This window comes from Tolypothrix bouteillei VB521301 (assembly GCF_000760695.4).
Taxonomy (GTDB): Bacteria; Cyanobacteriota; Cyanobacteriia; order Cyanobacteriales; family Nostocaceae; genus Scytonema; species Scytonema bouteillei_A.
The window spans coordinates 1,704,954-1,720,407 of the sequence record NZ_JHEG04000001.1; the positions used below are offsets into that span (position 1 = coordinate 1,704,954).

Annotated in this window: 15 protein-coding genes; 10 read left to right on the forward strand and 5 right to left on the reverse strand. The window is 40.6% G+C overall.

What is annotated here, in order from left to right; translation table 11 throughout:
* Positions 1–8: 8 nt before the first annotated feature.
* A complete protein-coding gene (locus tag HC643_RS06865; protein ID WP_038088488.1) occupies positions 9–224 on the reverse strand; it encodes a hypothetical protein in 216 nt (71 codons plus the stop codon).
* A gap of 467 nt (positions 225–691) precedes the next feature.
* On the opposite strand from HC643_RS06865, the gene HC643_RS06870 reads away from it, so the two are divergent.
* The 5 genes from HC643_RS06870 (at position 692) to HC643_RS06895 (ending at position 7,194) form a co-directional block, all read left to right on the forward strand.
* Complete coding sequence (locus HC643_RS06870; protein WP_038088278.1) at positions 692–1,396, forward strand: hypothetical protein; 705 nt, start codon at positions 692–694, stop codon at positions 1,394–1,396.
* A 29-nt stretch (positions 1,397–1,425) separates the two neighbouring features.
* Positions 1,426–3,354: a peptidoglycan D,D-transpeptidase FtsI family protein gene (locus tag HC643_RS06875; protein WP_038088276.1), complete on the forward strand. Its 1,929-nt coding sequence runs from the start codon at positions 1,426–1,428 to the stop codon at positions 3,352–3,354.
* Positions 3,355–3,664: 310 nt separating this feature from the next.
* On the forward strand, positions 3,665–4,753 hold the full coding sequence (locus HC643_RS06880) for an iron-containing redox enzyme family protein (protein WP_137986464.1): 1,089 nt from the start codon (positions 3,665–3,667) through the stop codon (positions 4,751–4,753).
* 325 nt (positions 4,754–5,078) lie between these two features.
* Positions 5,079–5,774, forward strand: a complete 696-nt coding sequence (locus HC643_RS06885) for a class I SAM-dependent methyltransferase (RefSeq protein WP_038090637.1) — start codon at positions 5,079–5,081, stop codon at positions 5,772–5,774.
* A 526-nt stretch (positions 5,775–6,300) separates the two neighbouring features.
* The gene (locus tag HC643_RS06895; RefSeq protein ID WP_038090522.1) at positions 6,301–7,194 is read left to right on the forward strand and encodes a helix-turn-helix domain-containing protein; all 894 of its coding nucleotides are present in this window, start codon (positions 6,301–6,303) and stop codon (positions 7,192–7,194) included.
* A 258-nt stretch (positions 7,195–7,452) separates the two neighbouring features.
* On the opposite strand, the gene HC643_RS06900 is transcribed toward HC643_RS06895, so the two are convergent.
* Positions 7,453–9,429 carry an FAD-dependent oxidoreductase gene (locus tag HC643_RS06900; RefSeq protein ID WP_038090526.1) on the reverse strand — a complete coding sequence of 659 codons (1,977 nt, stop codon included), beginning with the start codon at positions 9,427–9,429 and terminating at the stop codon, positions 7,453–7,455.
* 25 nt (positions 9,430–9,454) lie between these two features.
* Between HC643_RS06900 and HC643_RS06905 the strand changes: the two genes are divergently transcribed.
* The gene (locus HC643_RS06905; protein WP_038090529.1) at positions 9,455–10,228 is read left to right on the forward strand and encodes an ABC transporter permease; all 774 of its coding nucleotides are present in this window, start codon (positions 9,455–9,457) and stop codon (positions 10,226–10,228) included.
* A 63-nt stretch (positions 10,229–10,291) separates the two neighbouring features.
* Positions 10,292–11,185 (forward strand): ABC transporter ATP-binding protein, encoded by an 894-nt coding sequence (locus HC643_RS06910; RefSeq protein ID WP_038090530.1) that lies wholly within the window; start codon positions 10,292–10,294, stop codon positions 11,183–11,185.
* Here the strand turns inward: HC643_RS06910 and HC643_RS06915 are convergent.
* Positions 11,182–12,081 carry a LysR family transcriptional regulator gene (locus tag HC643_RS06915; RefSeq protein WP_038090534.1) on the reverse strand — a complete coding sequence of 300 codons (900 nt, stop codon included), beginning with the start codon at positions 12,079–12,081 and terminating at the stop codon, positions 11,182–11,184. The genes HC643_RS06910 and HC643_RS06915 overlap by 4 nt on opposite strands.
* A 133-nt stretch (positions 12,082–12,214) precedes the next feature.
* Here HC643_RS06915 and HC643_RS06920 point away from each other — a divergent pair, with 133 nt between their 5' ends.
* The 3 genes from HC643_RS06920 (at position 12,215) to HC643_RS06930 (ending at position 14,409) form a co-directional block, all read left to right on the forward strand.
* Entirely contained in the window at positions 12,215–12,994 is a 780-nt protein-coding gene (locus HC643_RS06920) for a class I SAM-dependent methyltransferase (RefSeq protein WP_202048595.1), read from the forward strand.
* A gap of 262 nt (positions 12,995–13,256) precedes the next feature.
* On the forward strand, positions 13,257–13,817 hold the full coding sequence (locus tag HC643_RS06925) for an SH3 domain-containing protein (protein ID WP_038090539.1): 561 nt from the start codon (positions 13,257–13,259) through the stop codon (positions 13,815–13,817).
* 184 nt (positions 13,818–14,001) lie between these two features.
* Entirely contained in the window at positions 14,002–14,409 is a 408-nt protein-coding gene (locus tag HC643_RS06930) for a surface-adhesin E family protein (RefSeq protein ID WP_038090543.1), read from the forward strand.
* A 19-nt stretch (positions 14,410–14,428) separates the two neighbouring features.
* Here HC643_RS06930 and HC643_RS06935 read toward each other — a convergent pair whose 3' ends face one another.
* Together HC643_RS06935 and HC643_RS42015 are read right to left on the reverse strand one after the other, a co-directional pair.
* Complete coding sequence (locus HC643_RS06935; protein ID WP_038090546.1) at positions 14,429–14,926, reverse strand: hypothetical protein; 498 nt, start codon at positions 14,924–14,926, stop codon at positions 14,429–14,431.
* Between the two features lie 130 nt (positions 14,927–15,056).
* Entirely contained in the window at positions 15,057–15,182 is a 126-nt protein-coding gene (locus HC643_RS42015) for a hypothetical protein (RefSeq protein WP_272899716.1), read from the reverse strand.
* Positions 15,183–15,454 lie beyond the last annotated feature (272 nt).

A 15,454-nucleotide genomic window follows, 5' to 3' on the forward strand; every position in this document is an offset into this window, starting at 1 on the left:
ATAACGACTTAGGGGCTAGGAGTAGCAGTTGGGCTACCCGTAGCTGTAGGTGCAGGAGTCGCTGCACCAGTATCGGTAGGTTCAGCAGCCGGTGTAGAAGTAGCTGCAGGGGAAGATGTTTCGCTACCGGTGCCACCACCACCACCGCTACCACCACCTTCACACGCACCGAGAACTGCTGCGAGACTTAACATCAAGGTAATACTAAGGATTTTTACTTTCATAACTCCTCTTTCACCAATTGCGGCAAGAACGAATTTAGCCTGTTGAATACGATACCCTATTTGTTGATTTTTTTTAAGTGACTTTGGAATACACATTGAAAGAAAAGGGTTCGATTCTTCCTATAGAGATAGGCAGAAGGCAAGAAAATATAGGAGATGAACTTCCCAATCGAGTCATGATACCAAAAAATATATTTCTTGCACACTCTTGCCTGTGGAGGCAGGGGTTGTCATACTAAGGCAATGCGATGCCTCAATGATTAGGGTATCAAATTTTTACGAAAAATTGCCAAAAAAACTCGTTTCTTTCACAGAAGCGGTTTTTAGAGAGAATGCAAAGATTAGTGCAGCTACCTATCGGAATTCTGTTGATTCAGTGTAGGGTGTTACTTGATTCATTGACTGTTAACACTTAACACTCAGCAATCGATCGCATAGCCTTATAGTATTTCTTATCCAAACCAATTATGTCTATCGCTCGAAAATTAGGTGTTTCTACGACGGGCAGCTTATCTCAATCTGCAGTTAAAAGTGCTAGAAAGCGCCCAAATAGAAACCAAAGAAAACTTTCCACACATCAAGAGGTTGCCCTTCGCGCCAAGCAATTGAGAGCGAACCCAACTCCAGAGTCTGCCTTTTCTCCACCAGAGTCTTCCAAACAGAGAAGACACCCATCACAAAATCCTTTGCCGCCAGTGCAGCGTACAGCAATTAACCCTTTCAGTCCCCAAAAAACTTCCTTTCCTAGGGCAGAGGTAAATAAACCAAAAGTAAGAAATATTCCTGTTATGCCATCCGCTCAGGCTGTCCCTTTTTGGTTGTTACGCCTGTACGCAGTACATCGTTATTCATCTATAGCAGCATTTTTATTTGTCATTGTAATGCTTGCGGTTTATGGATTAACAGTTTACTCACAGGAACTTTGGAGCCAATCATACCGCAAACTACAAAACCTACAACGCCAAGAACGACAATTGATGACAACCAACGGGGTGCTAAAAAGTAACATGGCAAAACAAGCACAGAAACAACCAGAAAAACTACTATCACCTACTCCCGATCGCATGATTTTTTTAACTCCTGCACCTGTGACTTCAACATCCCCATCCACCGATTCCAAAACACCAATTTCTGAAATCCAACAGGAAACTTTAAATCCAACAGGATATTAATCAGTAACTAGTGACCGATACAAATTTTTATGCAAAAATCACCACCAAGTAGAACAAGATTTAGAAATTTTCCCAAACCCGAGTTTATCAAACGACGACAAAGAGTTTCAAAACAAGTTGCACAAAACAAACAAAATAAACTTATTGAACAAACCTACGAGCAAGTTCCGCTAGTGCGTCCAACAGAACGCGTGGAAACTCGCGCCATCGATGGAGCAACTCATACCAAAAACCGATTGTTGATTGTGTGGGGTCTACTTATTAGTGTTGGGATTGGTATGGGTTTTAACTTGTATCAATTACAAATCGTGCGGGGGCCAAAGCTAACAGAAAAAGCCCGAAATCAACAGATGGTTAATTTACGACCTTTTATGCCTCGTCGTCCTGTTGTAGATCGTAACAGAGATTTACTAGCAATTGACCGTCCTGTCTACACTTTATATGCTCATCCCAAGCTGTTTTCAAAAACTAACAAAGAAATGGCAGCACAGCTTGCCTCCATATTAGATAAAGATGCAACTGAGTTAGAAAACAAGTTTGATAACAAAAAAACTGGCATTACATTAGCCGTTGCGTTACCAGAAGAAGTTGCCGATCGCCTAACTGCACTTCATCTAAACGGGCTTGAGTTAATTCAAAAATATTCTCGATTCTACCCACAGCAAGATTTAGTTTCAGAAGTAGTAGGATATGTCAACGTTGACCGTCGGGGTCAAGCAGGCGTGGAATACAGTCAAGAAAAATTACTAGAGCGTTCCGTTCAAACCATGCGCTTGAGTAGAGCAGGGAACGGAGCAATCATGCCAGATTATGCTCCTGAGGGTTTCCTCAATTTTGATGACCTGCGATTGCAATTAACTCTTGATAACCGCTTGCAGAGAGTAGCCCGTTTTGCGCTAAAAGAGCAGATGAAAAAATATAAGGCAAAACGGGGAGCGGTTATTGTTATGGATGCTTGGGATGGTTCGCTACTTGCCCTAGTCAGCCAACCCAGTTATGATGCAAATGAATATTCCAAAGCAGATATTTCACTGTTTAAAAACTGGACGGTAGCAGATCTGTACGAACCAGGGTCAACCTTTAAACCTTTAAATATAGCTATTGCCTTAGAAGAAGGAATAATTAAACCTGAAGACACATTCAACGATAACGGGTCCATTCAGGTTGCCGATCGCGTCATCAGAAATGCCGAAAACAAACGTTTTGGGCGGCTGAACATAGCTCAAGTCTTGCAAAATTCTAGCAATATTGCAATGGTGCAAATTATTCAAAGATTGCGACCGTCAGTTTATTACGGTTGGTTAGAACGTTTGGGCTTGGGGCAAAGTGTGGATACAGATTTGCCTTTTGCAGTCAACAGTCAGCTAAAAAGTCAAGAACAATTTCTGGCTACGCCAGTTGAACCCGCAACCACTTCCTTCGGTCAGGGCTTTTCTTTAACACCATTGCAGCTAGTACAAATGCATGGTGCTTTAGCCAATGGCGGTAAATTAGTCGCGCCTCATGTAGTTAAAGCACTTGTCGATAGTAAAGGACAAGTCCACTATTCGCCCATAAGACCAGCACCCCGCCAAATTTTCTCCTACGCGACTAGTCGCAAAGTTGTAGAAATGATGGAAACTGTAGTTGATGATGGAACAGGAAAAGCATCTCAAATTCCTGGATACCGCATTGCTGGTAAAACAGGTACAGCACAAAAAGCTAGTGCTGCAGGTGGATACATCATCGGGGCTAAAATCACTAGCTTTGTAGGTATCATGCCAGTAGAAGCTCCGCGTTATGTAGTGTTGGCGTTGGTAGATGAGCCAAAAGGAAATCATGCCTTTGGTAGTACTGTTGCTGCACCAATCGTGAAGACAGTGATGGAAGCCCTGATTACCACAGAACAACTTCCACCGAGTAAGCTTGTACCAAGTCAACTTATGAATCCAACTCCAACTCCAAGTACCACACCTTAAGGGACTCGTGGATTTTAAATTTTGGATTGGCGATTGGGGACTATTCAATTCTCCCTTGTCTCCCTTATCCCCCACTCCCCTATGTGTCTGTAGTATGAATCATGGGTGGAAAGCTTAACTTTTCTTTATCACTTGGGGGAGATGTATTTAAGGCTACTTGATAGGAATTATATAAGTATCTAGCGCCGAACTCAGACTAGTAAATTAAATCAGTTTTACCCATTTAATCTACTAGGGACAAGTATTAAAAAATACTTGTTCTATATGAGTTGGCAATTTTTACTTGTGATTTTTTACTTTTGAATTGCTTATGTCCCCTATCGCAAACGCTGAAAGAAAAAATACGCAGATAGAGGAAATTATAAATACAAATTATGACCGTGCGGAGCGGCAATTTGTAGAGCTGCTTGCGACAGAGGATTTGGATCGAAAACTCGAGGCTAAGCCAGAACTCAAGCGTGAGTTTGAAAGTACTCTCTCTGTAGCAATTCGCGCTGCTTACCAAAATGGTGCAGGTGATAATGCTGCTCACCTCTTTCTTCAGCGAGTCCTTTACCGTATTAATCGTCTGAATTTGTTTTGGTATGACGATTTGCGGCATTACGTAAATGAGCGCTCCTTTTATTTGTACAAGGTACGCGACCAAATAGAATCAGCTTGGCAAGAGTGGGAGCTATCACAGATCGATGTCAAAGCATTAAGACAATTGGATGTTAAAAGTGTTCAGCAAGCGCTCATTGAGCGTTCTGCTTATGACTTAGATCCCGAATTGTCAGAAGACAGCCTTTATATACGCAATTCTATGAGCGAGGCGGGCTACCGTCACTTACTCGCTATTGGTTCATTTGACGGTCTGGTAGAAGGTAGTCGCCTTTCCCGAATTCTTGGCGGTGCTGCTAATGAAGTGCAATGTACTTTAATAAGGGTGCTGCTAGAAGAATATGGAAATGGACGTTTTCCTCGCAAGCACTCTACTTTCTTTGCCCAAATGTTAGATGAGTTTGGGATGAATACCGAACCTGAAGGATATTTTGATTTGGTTCCCTGGGAGGTACTTGCTAACGACAATAATAATTTCTTACTGACTGAATGCAAGCGTTATTTCCTGCGATATAACGGTGGTCTTACCTATTTTGAGGTAGCTGGACCTGCGGCTTACAAAAATTATCTTGCTGCAGCACAACGATTGGGGCTTTCGGAAGCAGCAATGGGCTATTGGGAATTGCACATCCGGGAAGACGAACGTCACGGACGTTGGATGTTGGATAATGTCGCTTTGCCTCTAGCAGAAATGTATCCCAATGAAGCTTGGCAACTTGTACTTGGCTACGACCAAGAAAAGCTTATGGGCGATCGCGCTGCTAATGCTGTTGTGCGATCGATACGGAAAAATGGCTGATGGCTAATTGCTGATGGCTAATGGTGAGTCCAGTGCTGTAGGCGGGTTTCCCGCCGTAGTAGGCAACTGGCGTATAGCACTGCGGGTATAGCTTTGCATCGCGTATAGCCCTTGCAGGCATAGGAGAAAGGCAACACGGAGTATGTGCCTTGCACACAGCGTTTCCGCTCCTGAGATACCTGAAGGGCTAATTGCTAATTACTAATGGTGAATCCAGTGTTGCTGGTACGTTTCCTAATTGGGGTGGGCATTGCCTATCCTCTAGGTTCTCATTCCTAAACAATCGTTCAATTCATGCGAGAAATTTATGAAAGTTGAAACTCCAATGAAAGAAGTCTTTTATTGCCCGGAGGAATCTAATTTCTATTCAAATTGTTTGGAAAACTTAGTCCTGAGAAATTGTAATGAATCAGAGTGCATTGTTGAATTTGGTTCGGGGGATGGTAGCCCTGTTATTAACTCTCTTTTAAGAAATAGATTTGAAGGTTTAATACAAGGATTTGAATTAAATTCTGCTGCTTGGAAAACTGCTAACTCATACATAGATGAGTATAATTTAAATCAGAAATACATTATTCATAACTCATGTCTGTTCGAGTCTTCTCAACCAGAAGCTGAATATTTAGTAGCTAATCCTCCGTATTTACCTGCACCAGACCAAGATATTTATATGCCTTTGTTATTTGGTGGCATAGATGGTGCAACAGTTACAAATAATCTTTTATCTTTGGATTACCAAAATGTGTTACTTTTAGTATCTAGTTACTCGAATCCACAAAGTACAATTAATCATGCAAAAGCTAATGGTTATTCTGTTAGCAAATTTTTTGTTTTGCCTTTAAAGTTTGGTTACTATAGCTCTGAACCAAAAGTTAAGAAGCATATTGAAGAGTTACGCAAACATGGAATGGCTTTTTATTCTGGGGATTATTACTATCTTGCCGGGGTTTTATTTGAAAAATTAGATCGGGCGAAAGTTGATTTATCTCAGGAGTTAGAGAAGTTGATGACGAGTTTGTAGATATTATGTAGCAATCCTATTTGAATTGTAAAACTTACTTTTTTAAATGAAACGCAGACGCGTAGTGAACCCAAAAGGAAGAAAGAGGATTTTACAAATTATTTAGGATTGCTATAGATCTGCCATTTAATTTTTTAAAAAGTTGTAAGAGGTTCAATTCCTAATCTACAATTAACTGTCACCTATAATGGCTGAAAAGATATTCCAAATAAACATTAAAAAAGCTGATGCTAGCAAAAAAAGCATTAAGCTAGCCAGTGCAGCAAAGGGAGCAGTAATCAACAGTAATAAAAAGACAAATACTAAAGAAGTTAACAAGATTCTATTCATATTCTCTAACTGTTAGTTAATTTCTATTTTTTATTATTCTTGACTCTACAAATTACGTCATCACTTAAAGACAGAATTGTTTCTCATACTGTTGACATAAGTGATATTATTTAGGTGGTAAATGCATATAGTGTTGCACTAAGTTGTCTGTAAGTGCAAATTTTAGGCTAAAAGTTTATACTAAGTAGCGATAACAATGCCTGAAGGTAAAGTTCCACCAGATCGGGATATAGATGCACATCTGGCAAAGGATAAATTTGGAATACCAATGCTTTCAAGTGAGAAGGCAGGATGGAACAATATTCTTGTTGAATACTGGCAAATGCCAGCTCACGAGCTCCCTCCACAATTATTATCTGACTATATAATTAACCTGCATTTTAAGGGTATGACAAAAGCGGAAATTATGTGGGACGGGCGTCTTCTAAGCAAAAACTTTACACGCGGTGAAATCACTATTCTTCCTCCGGGTATGTCGTGTAAAGGTATTAGTTTGGAGGATAGTGATTTTTTGGTACTGCGCCTTCAACCAAATCTTATTACCCAAGTAGCAGGGGAATTAGGTTATACAGAGCAAATTGAAATTGCACCTAATTTGGGAGTTTTAAGTCCCCAAATTCAGAATATTGGGTTGGCACTTAAGGGAGAATTGGAGTCTGGATGTTTATCTGGGCGTCTTTACGGAGAATCTCTAGCTACTGCACTCGCAAGCCATCTCCTACAGCAACACTCGACCTTTAAGCAAAATATTGAATCTTACACCGGAGGTTTACCCAAGTATAAGCTCTGTAAAATACTTGAGTATATTAACGAAAATCTTGAACGCGAGTTGACACTTGCAGAACTTGCTAGTGTGGCGGAAATAAGTTCCTATCATTTTGCTCGCTTGTTTAAGCAATCTACAGGTTTTACTCCACATCAATACGTGATTAATTGCAGAATCGAGCGAGCCAAAAAACTGCTAGCAGAGAAACAATTGTCTATTGCTGAAATTGGTGATGCTATTGGTTTTCAAAGCCCAAGTCATTTCATTGCGCTCTTTCGCAAGCGTATGGCGATGACACCAAAAGCTTATCGCGATCGCTTATAGCTTGAACTTCTCGCAAGCTTGTGACATTTTCCGCAAGAATTGAATACCGTACAATATTTTGGTATTGCTAAAGTTATATGTAATAACAAAGCGCTGATATATACTACATTGCAAGTTTCTACAGATGCTTAAATACCCTACATACAAAATAGGAGTGCGCCAAAGTATGTAACACGTTTTTTTGTCCCTGATTCATGCCAGATAGCTTTTTTCAAAACCCAAGCGTTGAGCCTGGGTTTTTTTGTCTTGATACCATCGCTAAATCTGCAGTAATCCCTCTGGATTAACTGTCAAAAGAATTCGTCTTTGCAAGCCTTCTTGGTATAAAATTTCATTAGCGGCTAGCAAGCCACTACTGACTGCTCTTTCCATTAACCCACAAGGGAAAGGCATTTTTACCCAATCTCCAGCAAATATCAAGTTAGAAATAGAAGTGCTTGTTTCTGGACGTTTGGCATAGCTGTTTGGTGGATACCCGGAAAAATTCTTTTGATTTACTAATTCGCGGTGCAGCATTTTTGCTTGCTTTAACTCTGGCACAATTGCATAGAGTTCTCGCTCAAAAGTCGTTAACAATGCTTCTTGGGTAGGAAATTGTTTTTCTTTGTAGCAGTAAGCGTGTAACTCCACTACACTACCACCAGTCCGTTTCGCCCACTCAATAAATTGCTCTTGAATGCGGTGATACAAGGTAATGCTATCCGTAAGTTGGTAGCCAGATAAAGATGTAAAATTGCTGTGTTCCCACTCAAAGTCCCGGTCGAACCAAAAACGACAAACGGCAAAGGGATCGGCGACACTTAAATTTTCGATTTGCGATCGCACTCCCCCATCAACATCCCCTTTCACTTGCTTGAAGAGTTGCTGTACGCCCGGTGTATCCGTAGCAAATACATAATAATCTGCTGCGATTTCTATCGTTTTTGGTGACACAGTCTTGTTCCTTGCTGCAACCAATTGTAAATTATTATCTTGATGCCGTACAACTTGATATCGCGATAAAGCCTGTTTTGCCGGACCTTTTAGCACTTTACCATCAGAGGCAAAAACTGCTCCATGACAGGGACAGTGGAAATTTCCATCTTCAGCGATTTTCACAGTACAACCTTGGTGAGTACATTTGAGAGAAACAGCTTCATCAGTTCCACTTTTGAGAGCAAACACTTCATCCGCAGCCCCAAAATACTGTATAGACGAGTCATGGCTTGTTTCCCCATTTGAACTGGGCGTCTCTACATCGCAATTTTGCTTCACCCAGAAAGGAACATTATTTGCGTGGCTCCCAACAATATAACTTAGGGAAGAAATTTTACCTTGTGCAGCCCGAATTTCACTAATGGTTGTTTCTGTAATAATTTTGTTACCTTTACTTTGAATTGCCTTGACAAGAGGTTGCACCAAACTTGTTCCCATATCGTCTTTAGTACCATTAAAAGCAAGCCCCTCTGGGTTACCAAAAAAATAAAAATGAAAGAACTGTAGTAGTTCTGCAACACTCATAGCATCTGGTGCATTAAGACTCGACTTGGCAAAAGGCAAAAAATACAAGTCATATAAACCTCGTGGAAATTCTTCCTTTACCCACTCAGCTACTGAGATACTATCAAAACGTCGGTAATTTTTTTCACGCTCAAAACCACCAATTGCTTGAAAGACTTCCAAATGTTTTAACTTGACTAGATTGATCCCCCATTGAAAGCGATTGGGAGATGCGATCGCTAAATCCACGATGTTCCAGGGAAAAGCAGAGTGACTCGGGCGAAACACCTCTGGTTTGTATTTATGACTGCGGTAAACGACGGAGTAAAAATTTAATGACTGAAAATTCTCCTCAATACCCAATTCGGTCACGAGACTGTTGAGATTGTAGTATTGGGGAAAAAAGCCATGAAAACCATGTTCCATGTTAAAAGTTTCACCCGCAATTTCAATTTGCCAACTCGCGATTTTGCCACCTAATTGCGGGGATTTTTCTAACAGTGTTACCGTGAAGCCTCTTTGAGAGAGTTCATAAGCACAAGCTAAACCAGCTAAACCACCCCCAACCACTACAACACTTTTTTGCTGGCTGAGCACAGACGGCAAACTTAGGGTATCTTGATAAAAAACTGATGGTTTTGGTTTACTAAACCGAGAGTAACCCAAAATTCCTGTAGTCGCTCCTACACCAAACAATTGTAGTAACGCACGACGGGAAAGGGTATATGGTTCTGATGAAGTAGATACTTTAGTCATTTGTTAGTGAATTGATTCCCCACACATGAAGTACTGGTATGAAACAATAGCTGTGACTCAGCGCATTTTGATCGAATTATTACGACGGCGGCGCAGTCTAATTTTTTGGAGTATTTTTCCTATTTCCGTGTTGATTCTCAACGGAAATATTCTGGCAGAACGGGCAAAATTGTCAATAGCTCTTGCGTTAGAAAATGCTGCTCCATCAACCTTGGTTGGCGCAGCACTGTTTTTTAGTTGTTTGGGTGGTAGTGTATCTACTGTTGTTGCAGAACGAGAACAACAAACCCTCAAACGCCTTTTCATTTCTCCCTTAAGTGGTACATCCTATTTTTTAGGGATTTTTCTGGCTCACAGCTGTATTGGTTTGGGACAAACGTTTCTTGTTTATACGATTGCTGCTTTCTGGGGCGCTCAATTTAAAGGCTCTCTCTTCTTAGGCTTTACGATCGTATTGATGAGTATAGTTGCTTATGTAGGTTTGGGGTTTATTTTGGGTACACAATTAGCTCGTCGCACTGAAGACGTGAATGCTTTGGTCGCAGCCTTTGGGGTTCCTTTGTTAATTTTGGGGGGAGTGTTTTTACCCGCTTCTCTATTCCCCAAACGACTGCTTGACATTGCAACATTTAATCCGATATATCATATGAATGAAGCCTTATTAGGGGTATCGGCACAAGGGAGTGGATTGACGGATATAGCTTCTCACTTTCAATTTTTATTAGTATTTGCATTGTCCATGGTTGTAGGTGGATGGTTGTCTTACCGACGGATGTTGATGGTAGAAAAAAGATTGTAAATTTAGATAGTTGTTAGTTGTTAGTAGTTTCTCCACGAACAACTAACCATTTATTATAAAAATATGCTAAGAATTAAAAACTTGAATAAGTCTTATGGTAAGAGAAAAGTCCTTCAAGATTTGACTCTACATATTAATGCAGGAGAAGTCTACGGGTTACTAGGCGCAAATGGAGCCGGAAAAACTACGACCATTAATATTATTTGTAACCTGCTAGAAGCTGATAGTGGTTATATTACAGTTTACAATCAACCCGTTTCAGAGGCAACTAAAACACTCATTGGTATTGCACCTCAAGAAAATATACTTTACAAAACTTTATCTTGCGAAGAGAACCTTAACTTTTTTGCTAAGATTTACGGTTTGGAGCGTAGAACAAGACAGCAACAAATTAAAGCAACATTAGCAGCCGTGAATTTGTTAGCTCGGACAAAAAGCCCTGTGGAAACTTTAAGTGGGGGAATGCAGCGACGTTTAAATATTGCAGTTGCATTAGTTCACGAACCAAAACTGTTGATTCTAGATGAACCCACAACAGGTTTGGATATTGAAGCACGATATGAAATCTGGGACTTGATTCGACAACTGAAGGAGCGGGGAATTACCATCCTATTAACGACTCATTTATTAGATGAAGCTGAGCGTCTTTGTCAAAGAATTGGTATTTTGAAGAGTGGGAAAATTTTAGCGGAAGGTAGTTTGGCAGAACTGAGAAAGCGGATTTCAGCTAAAGAAATTGCCATTGTTCAAACACCTGATGAAGAACAGGCGATCGCACGGGCTATTGACTCGGGCTTTACCCCCCGGCGTTACGGTAACGATTTAGCTTTTTGGTTACCGCAACATTTAGAATTGAAGGAAATTCTTGCTTGCTTTGAGGGTATTCCTCTCGATTCCATTACTAGAAAGCAGGTTGGGTTGGAGCATATCTATTTGGAGTTGACACGAGATTATTAGAAAGTCTCACAGTTGAGTGCTGAAAAACTTCTCACAACTTCTAAAAAACGCTGTATGGTTGGAGAGCGATCCTGCTGTCGCCAGATCGTGTTAATTCCTACCTCTGGAGTTGGCTCTTGTAAAGCTTTGTAAACAACTCCAGTTCTTTGTAAATGCCTCATTGACGCAGGTACGATTGCGACTCCCATCTGAGCAGCAACTAAACTGACAATTGTTTGCATCTGAGATGCTTCCTGTGCAACTTGAGGGCTAAAACCCGCTTGCTGGCAAAAACTGATAATTGCATCGTAGAGCTTTGACGCCAGCTTTCGGGGAAATAAGATAAATTGTTCGCTCAAGAGCGATCGCACAGACACGTTCGTTTCATTTGCTAAAGTATGTCCTTCTGGTAACGCGACTATTAAAGATTCTCGAAAAATCGTTTCTGTTTTGAAAAGAGCTTCTTCAACTGGGGGGCGAAGAAACCCAACATCAATTCTTCCTTCTGCTAACCATTGCAGTTGTTGGTCAGATGTGAGTTCGTGCAGTTCTAGCCTCACTTTTGGTACAGCTGTACGAAACATACGTAAAATTTCTGGCAGAACGTTAAATGCAGCAGAACTTACAAAACCAATTGCTAATTGCCCAATTTCACCCCGGCTGGTTTGTCGTCCCATTTGGATGGCTTGCTCTAACTGGTTGAGGATTTGTTGCGCTTGTGCAAAAAAAACTTCCCCAGCTGCTGTTAGCTGCACCTTTCGTTTCGTGCGATGGAATAACTCAAAGCCCAACTCTGTTTCCAGTTGACGAATTTGCTGGCTTAAAGGCGGTTGTGCAATATGCAATCGCTCTGCAGCCCTTCCAAAGTGCAGTTCTTCGGCAAGAATGACAAAGTAGCGCAGATGTCGAAGTTCCATTTTTTTGCTAATTAATATCTTTTACATATTACTCAACCGTGAAAAATATATTGGACAATCACTTATAAATTTTATACTTTTGAGATATGGCTGACCGGAAGGCTCGGGCTGCTGTAAATATTAGGAGAAATCGATGGTGCTTCAGAATCAATGGGATACATCCCTCTACGAGGGAAAACACGCTTTTGTGTGGAAATACGGGGAAGACTTGCTGCAATTATTATCTGCACAACCAGGAGAGTCCATTTTGGATGTAGGATGCGGTACGGGACAGTTAGCAGCAAAAATAGCAGATGCAGGGGCTGTTGTTATGGGGATTGATGCTGATGTGATGATGGTTGAAAAAGCAAGGCAAAACTATCCTCACTTGAAGTTTTTAGTCGCTGATGCGCGAGACTTTCAAGTCAACGAACCGTTTGATGCTGTTTTCTCTAATGCAGCGCTGCACTGGATTCCACAAGCAAATGCAGTCATTCGCTGTATTGATCGAGCCCTGAAACCAGGGGGTCGTTTTGTAGCAGAGTTTGGTGGGAAAGGCAATATTCACGCGATCGCGGAAGCTCTTTATGATGTGCTTAGAGAAAATGGTTTGCAATCTCCCGAACAGCTAAACCCTTGGTACTTCCCCAGTATTAGTGAGTATGCAACTTGTTTGGAACAGCATGGGTTTGAAGTCCGCTATGCAGTTTTGTTCGATCGCCCCACAATATTAGAAGATGGAGATGCAGGCTTGGCAAATTGGATTCGGATGTTTGGCGATCGCTTTTTATCTGGGCTGTCTGTTGAGCAGCACACCCGTGTCATTCATAATATAGAACAGCGTCTGAAACCAGTGCTTTATCAAAATGGCAGATGGAGCGCTGATTATCGCAGAATCCGTGTGGTTGCTGTGAAAAACGATCGGTCTGCTTAAAAGACCTTCACAACTTCTTCATTTTGTCTCTTTACAGTAAAGAATAGGTTCCAAACAAGATTTGTTTTTGAGCCTTATATCTTAACTTTCTATGTCTAAACACTTATGTTAACCTCCCCTTGGGTTTTCCCAAGGGGTATTTTAGGTATAAAGGCAATATGATAGTTATCATTTTAACTGGAGCAGCAAAAAGCTTTTCGTAATGATGGCTGCACCTACTGTAGAAATATTTGTCATAAAAAGCATACGTTAAAAATCCCTTATGCAGATCCGCCCTCAAGCAGCTTTTCAACTCTCTTTGCGACAATCAATTCTGGGGTTGCTGGGGGTTTGTTCGCTGTTACTCCCAATGACTCAAAGTGCTGAGAGATCTCAAGCACAACAAGTCAGTACTCGGTTTTCGACTCAAGAGCGTTGTTTTGGATACCGCGTGTTCGATCTTAGCGATCGCACAGTCAATTTGCGCCAGTCTGCAAACGGTCCTGTCATCAAAACGGTGAGCAACGGAACGCAAGTCTTCGATCCCTTTCCAGACACTCCACCAATCCCACCAGGAGGAAAGTGGACGCCCGTCACTTTTCAAGGACAAACTCTTTACGTATCTACCAAATTTCTATACAGAGCGATTTATTTGGTGTTCGATCCTAATGACAGCAAGGTAAATGTTCGACAACAACCCAACGGTAGAATCATAAAGTCCCTACCCAACGAAACTGAAATCGCTTTTATCGAGCCGAAAGGAGATTGGACGAAGGTGCGTTTGGCTGCGGGGGAAGTAGGATATGTCTCCTCAAAGTTACTTAAGAAACCGAGTTGCTTCTAATTGCTAGAGCCTCAGTACAGTATTCCCATAAACTTTTGAAAACACTCCTAGGGAGAGGTCGTGTTCTGGTGCTACCTTTTTTCGCCAAATTGGTATTAATAGAAACTTTAAATATATTTCTTGATTTTATTAAAAACTTTTCCTCTAAATAAATTAAATTAAGTTTAGATGTTTATACGTAGATATGAAACGCTTTTTTTACAAAGGTATTTTAGCGATCGCTGCTACCATTACCCTAAATAACCCTTTTCCAGCCCAAGCGAACGATGATAAACTCTGGATACCCGTTAACAATAGAACAGATGGGTCTACTTATTTAGATGTTAACAGTATTACCCCTAAAGGTAATACAAAAACCTTTTGGCTCTACGCAACCGTCAATAAACCAACGCCTCAAGGATGGTCTAAAATATTAGCCCAAGGAGTTGCTAATTGCAGTACCAAATATACTACATACAGACAAGCAAAAGTGTACGACAGCCAAGATAAATTATTAAAATCAGTTCCACTTCAAGCGCTTAATAAGGAGTTGATTGCGACCCCAGGTGCTTTAACTAGGGATATTGCAGATTTTGTTTGTGGTTTAAACTGATAGTGCTAATGGCTAATAGCTAATGTCTAATTTCTAAATTGAGAATATAACTCCCCAGTTGAACTTCTCCAGCCCATAACTCATACTCTATACGCAAATGCTCGGGCAAAGGATCTCCACGTAGTGTCAAATGACGGGTAAAATTATGCAAGCGAATGGGTTCGTTTTTCTGGGTTGATTCATTGGGTAACCAATAGCGGGTTCTACCATAGGCTTCCTGTTGCCAAAAGTGACGGTAACTCAAGCGACCATTACCTTGTATGGTCATAATAGCTTGTTCGGGAGCCATTTCCATCCACCATTGTTGGTTGTTGTTGGAAGATTCAACACTGTCTTCTTGTGTTAAAGAATTTATATTCTCTGAATCTAAATTATTGACAGGTGGTTCACTCAAGAGTAAATGAAATCTATTGCGGTCTTTTTGATAGAGTGTAGCAGCAGTTTCTACAACAGAATAAATTGGCAAGTCAACAGAGATGAGCGATAGACAAACGGTTTTGCGATATTGCGTTAGCATGAGAGTAATAACGGTTAGAAGTTAGTAAAAGCAAAAAAGCTTATTGAAGGTGTGGATTTTCTTGAAGGAATTGATATAAAGTCAAGAAGAAGAACCCGTATTCATTTTCACACACACAATTTTTTATTGGTCAATTAAAATTTAGTTTGTCTTGAAGCAAGTGATTGGTATTCTCTACTGTTGTTAGAGCGATCGCATCGCCAACTGAGTAAATCAAAACAACGCGTTCTACTTTACATATATTTACCTCTTCCATAGAATTGTTGCTCGGACAGCACCCTCTGAGGTTATATAGGTACCTGTCAAGGAAACTTATGCAATTGGAGTAAGACGTTAACTAGTCAATTGGCATAATAGTTGATCTAGTATAACTGTATATAATAAAAATTGTTGAATAATTCAATATTTTTTATCAAGCATGATACCATTATTTACTAAATTTTTCCTATTGATTTTGTATAAAGAGTACCCAAAAACGCTCTGTAGCCCTTAAGGTTGTTAAAAGCAAGACCAACTTACCAACCGCAA

Coding starts and splice junctions, on each gene's coding strand:
- HC643_RS06885 (WP_038090637.1), top strand. CDS start 5,079: ATGAAAGAAGTCTTTTATTGCCCGGAGGAATCTAATTTCTATTCAAAT.
- HC643_RS06910 (WP_038090530.1), top strand. CDS start 10,292: ATGCTAAGAATTAAAAACTTGAATAAGTCTTATGGTAAGAGAAAAGTC.
- HC643_RS06935 (WP_038090546.1), bottom strand. CDS start 14,926: ATGCTAACGCAATATCGCAAAACCGTTTGTCTATCGCTCATCTCTGTT.
- HC643_RS06920 (WP_202048595.1), top strand. CDS start 12,215: ATGGTGCTTCAGAATCAATGGGATACATCCCTCTACGAGGGAAAACAC.
- HC643_RS06870 (WP_038088278.1), top strand. CDS start 692: ATGTCTATCGCTCGAAAATTAGGTGTTTCTACGACGGGCAGCTTATCT.
- HC643_RS06880 (WP_137986464.1), top strand. CDS start 3,665: ATGTCCCCTATCGCAAACGCTGAAAGAAAAAATACGCAGATAGAGGAA.
- HC643_RS06865 (WP_038088488.1), bottom strand. CDS start 224: ATGAAAGTAAAAATCCTTAGTATTACCTTGATGTTAAGTCTCGCAGCA.
- HC643_RS06905 (WP_038090529.1), top strand. CDS start 9,455: ATGAAGTACTGGTATGAAACAATAGCTGTGACTCAGCGCATTTTGATC.
- HC643_RS42015 (WP_272899716.1), bottom strand. CDS start 15,182: ATGGAAGAGGTAAATATATGTAAAGTAGAACGCGTTGTTTTGATTTAC.
- HC643_RS06875 (WP_038088276.1), top strand. CDS start 1,426: ATGCAAAAATCACCACCAAGTAGAACAAGATTTAGAAATTTTCCCAAA.
- HC643_RS06900 (WP_038090526.1), bottom strand. CDS start 9,429: ATGACTAAAGTATCTACTTCATCAGAACCATATACCCTTTCCCGTCGT.
- HC643_RS06915 (WP_038090534.1), bottom strand. CDS start 12,081: ATGGAACTTCGACATCTGCGCTACTTTGTCATTCTTGCCGAAGAACTG.
- HC643_RS06895 (WP_038090522.1), top strand. CDS start 6,301: ATGCCTGAAGGTAAAGTTCCACCAGATCGGGATATAGATGCACATCTG.
- HC643_RS06930 (WP_038090543.1), top strand. CDS start 14,002: ATGAAACGCTTTTTTTACAAAGGTATTTTAGCGATCGCTGCTACCATT.
- HC643_RS06925 (WP_038090539.1), top strand. CDS start 13,257: ATGCAGATCCGCCCTCAAGCAGCTTTTCAACTCTCTTTGCGACAATCA.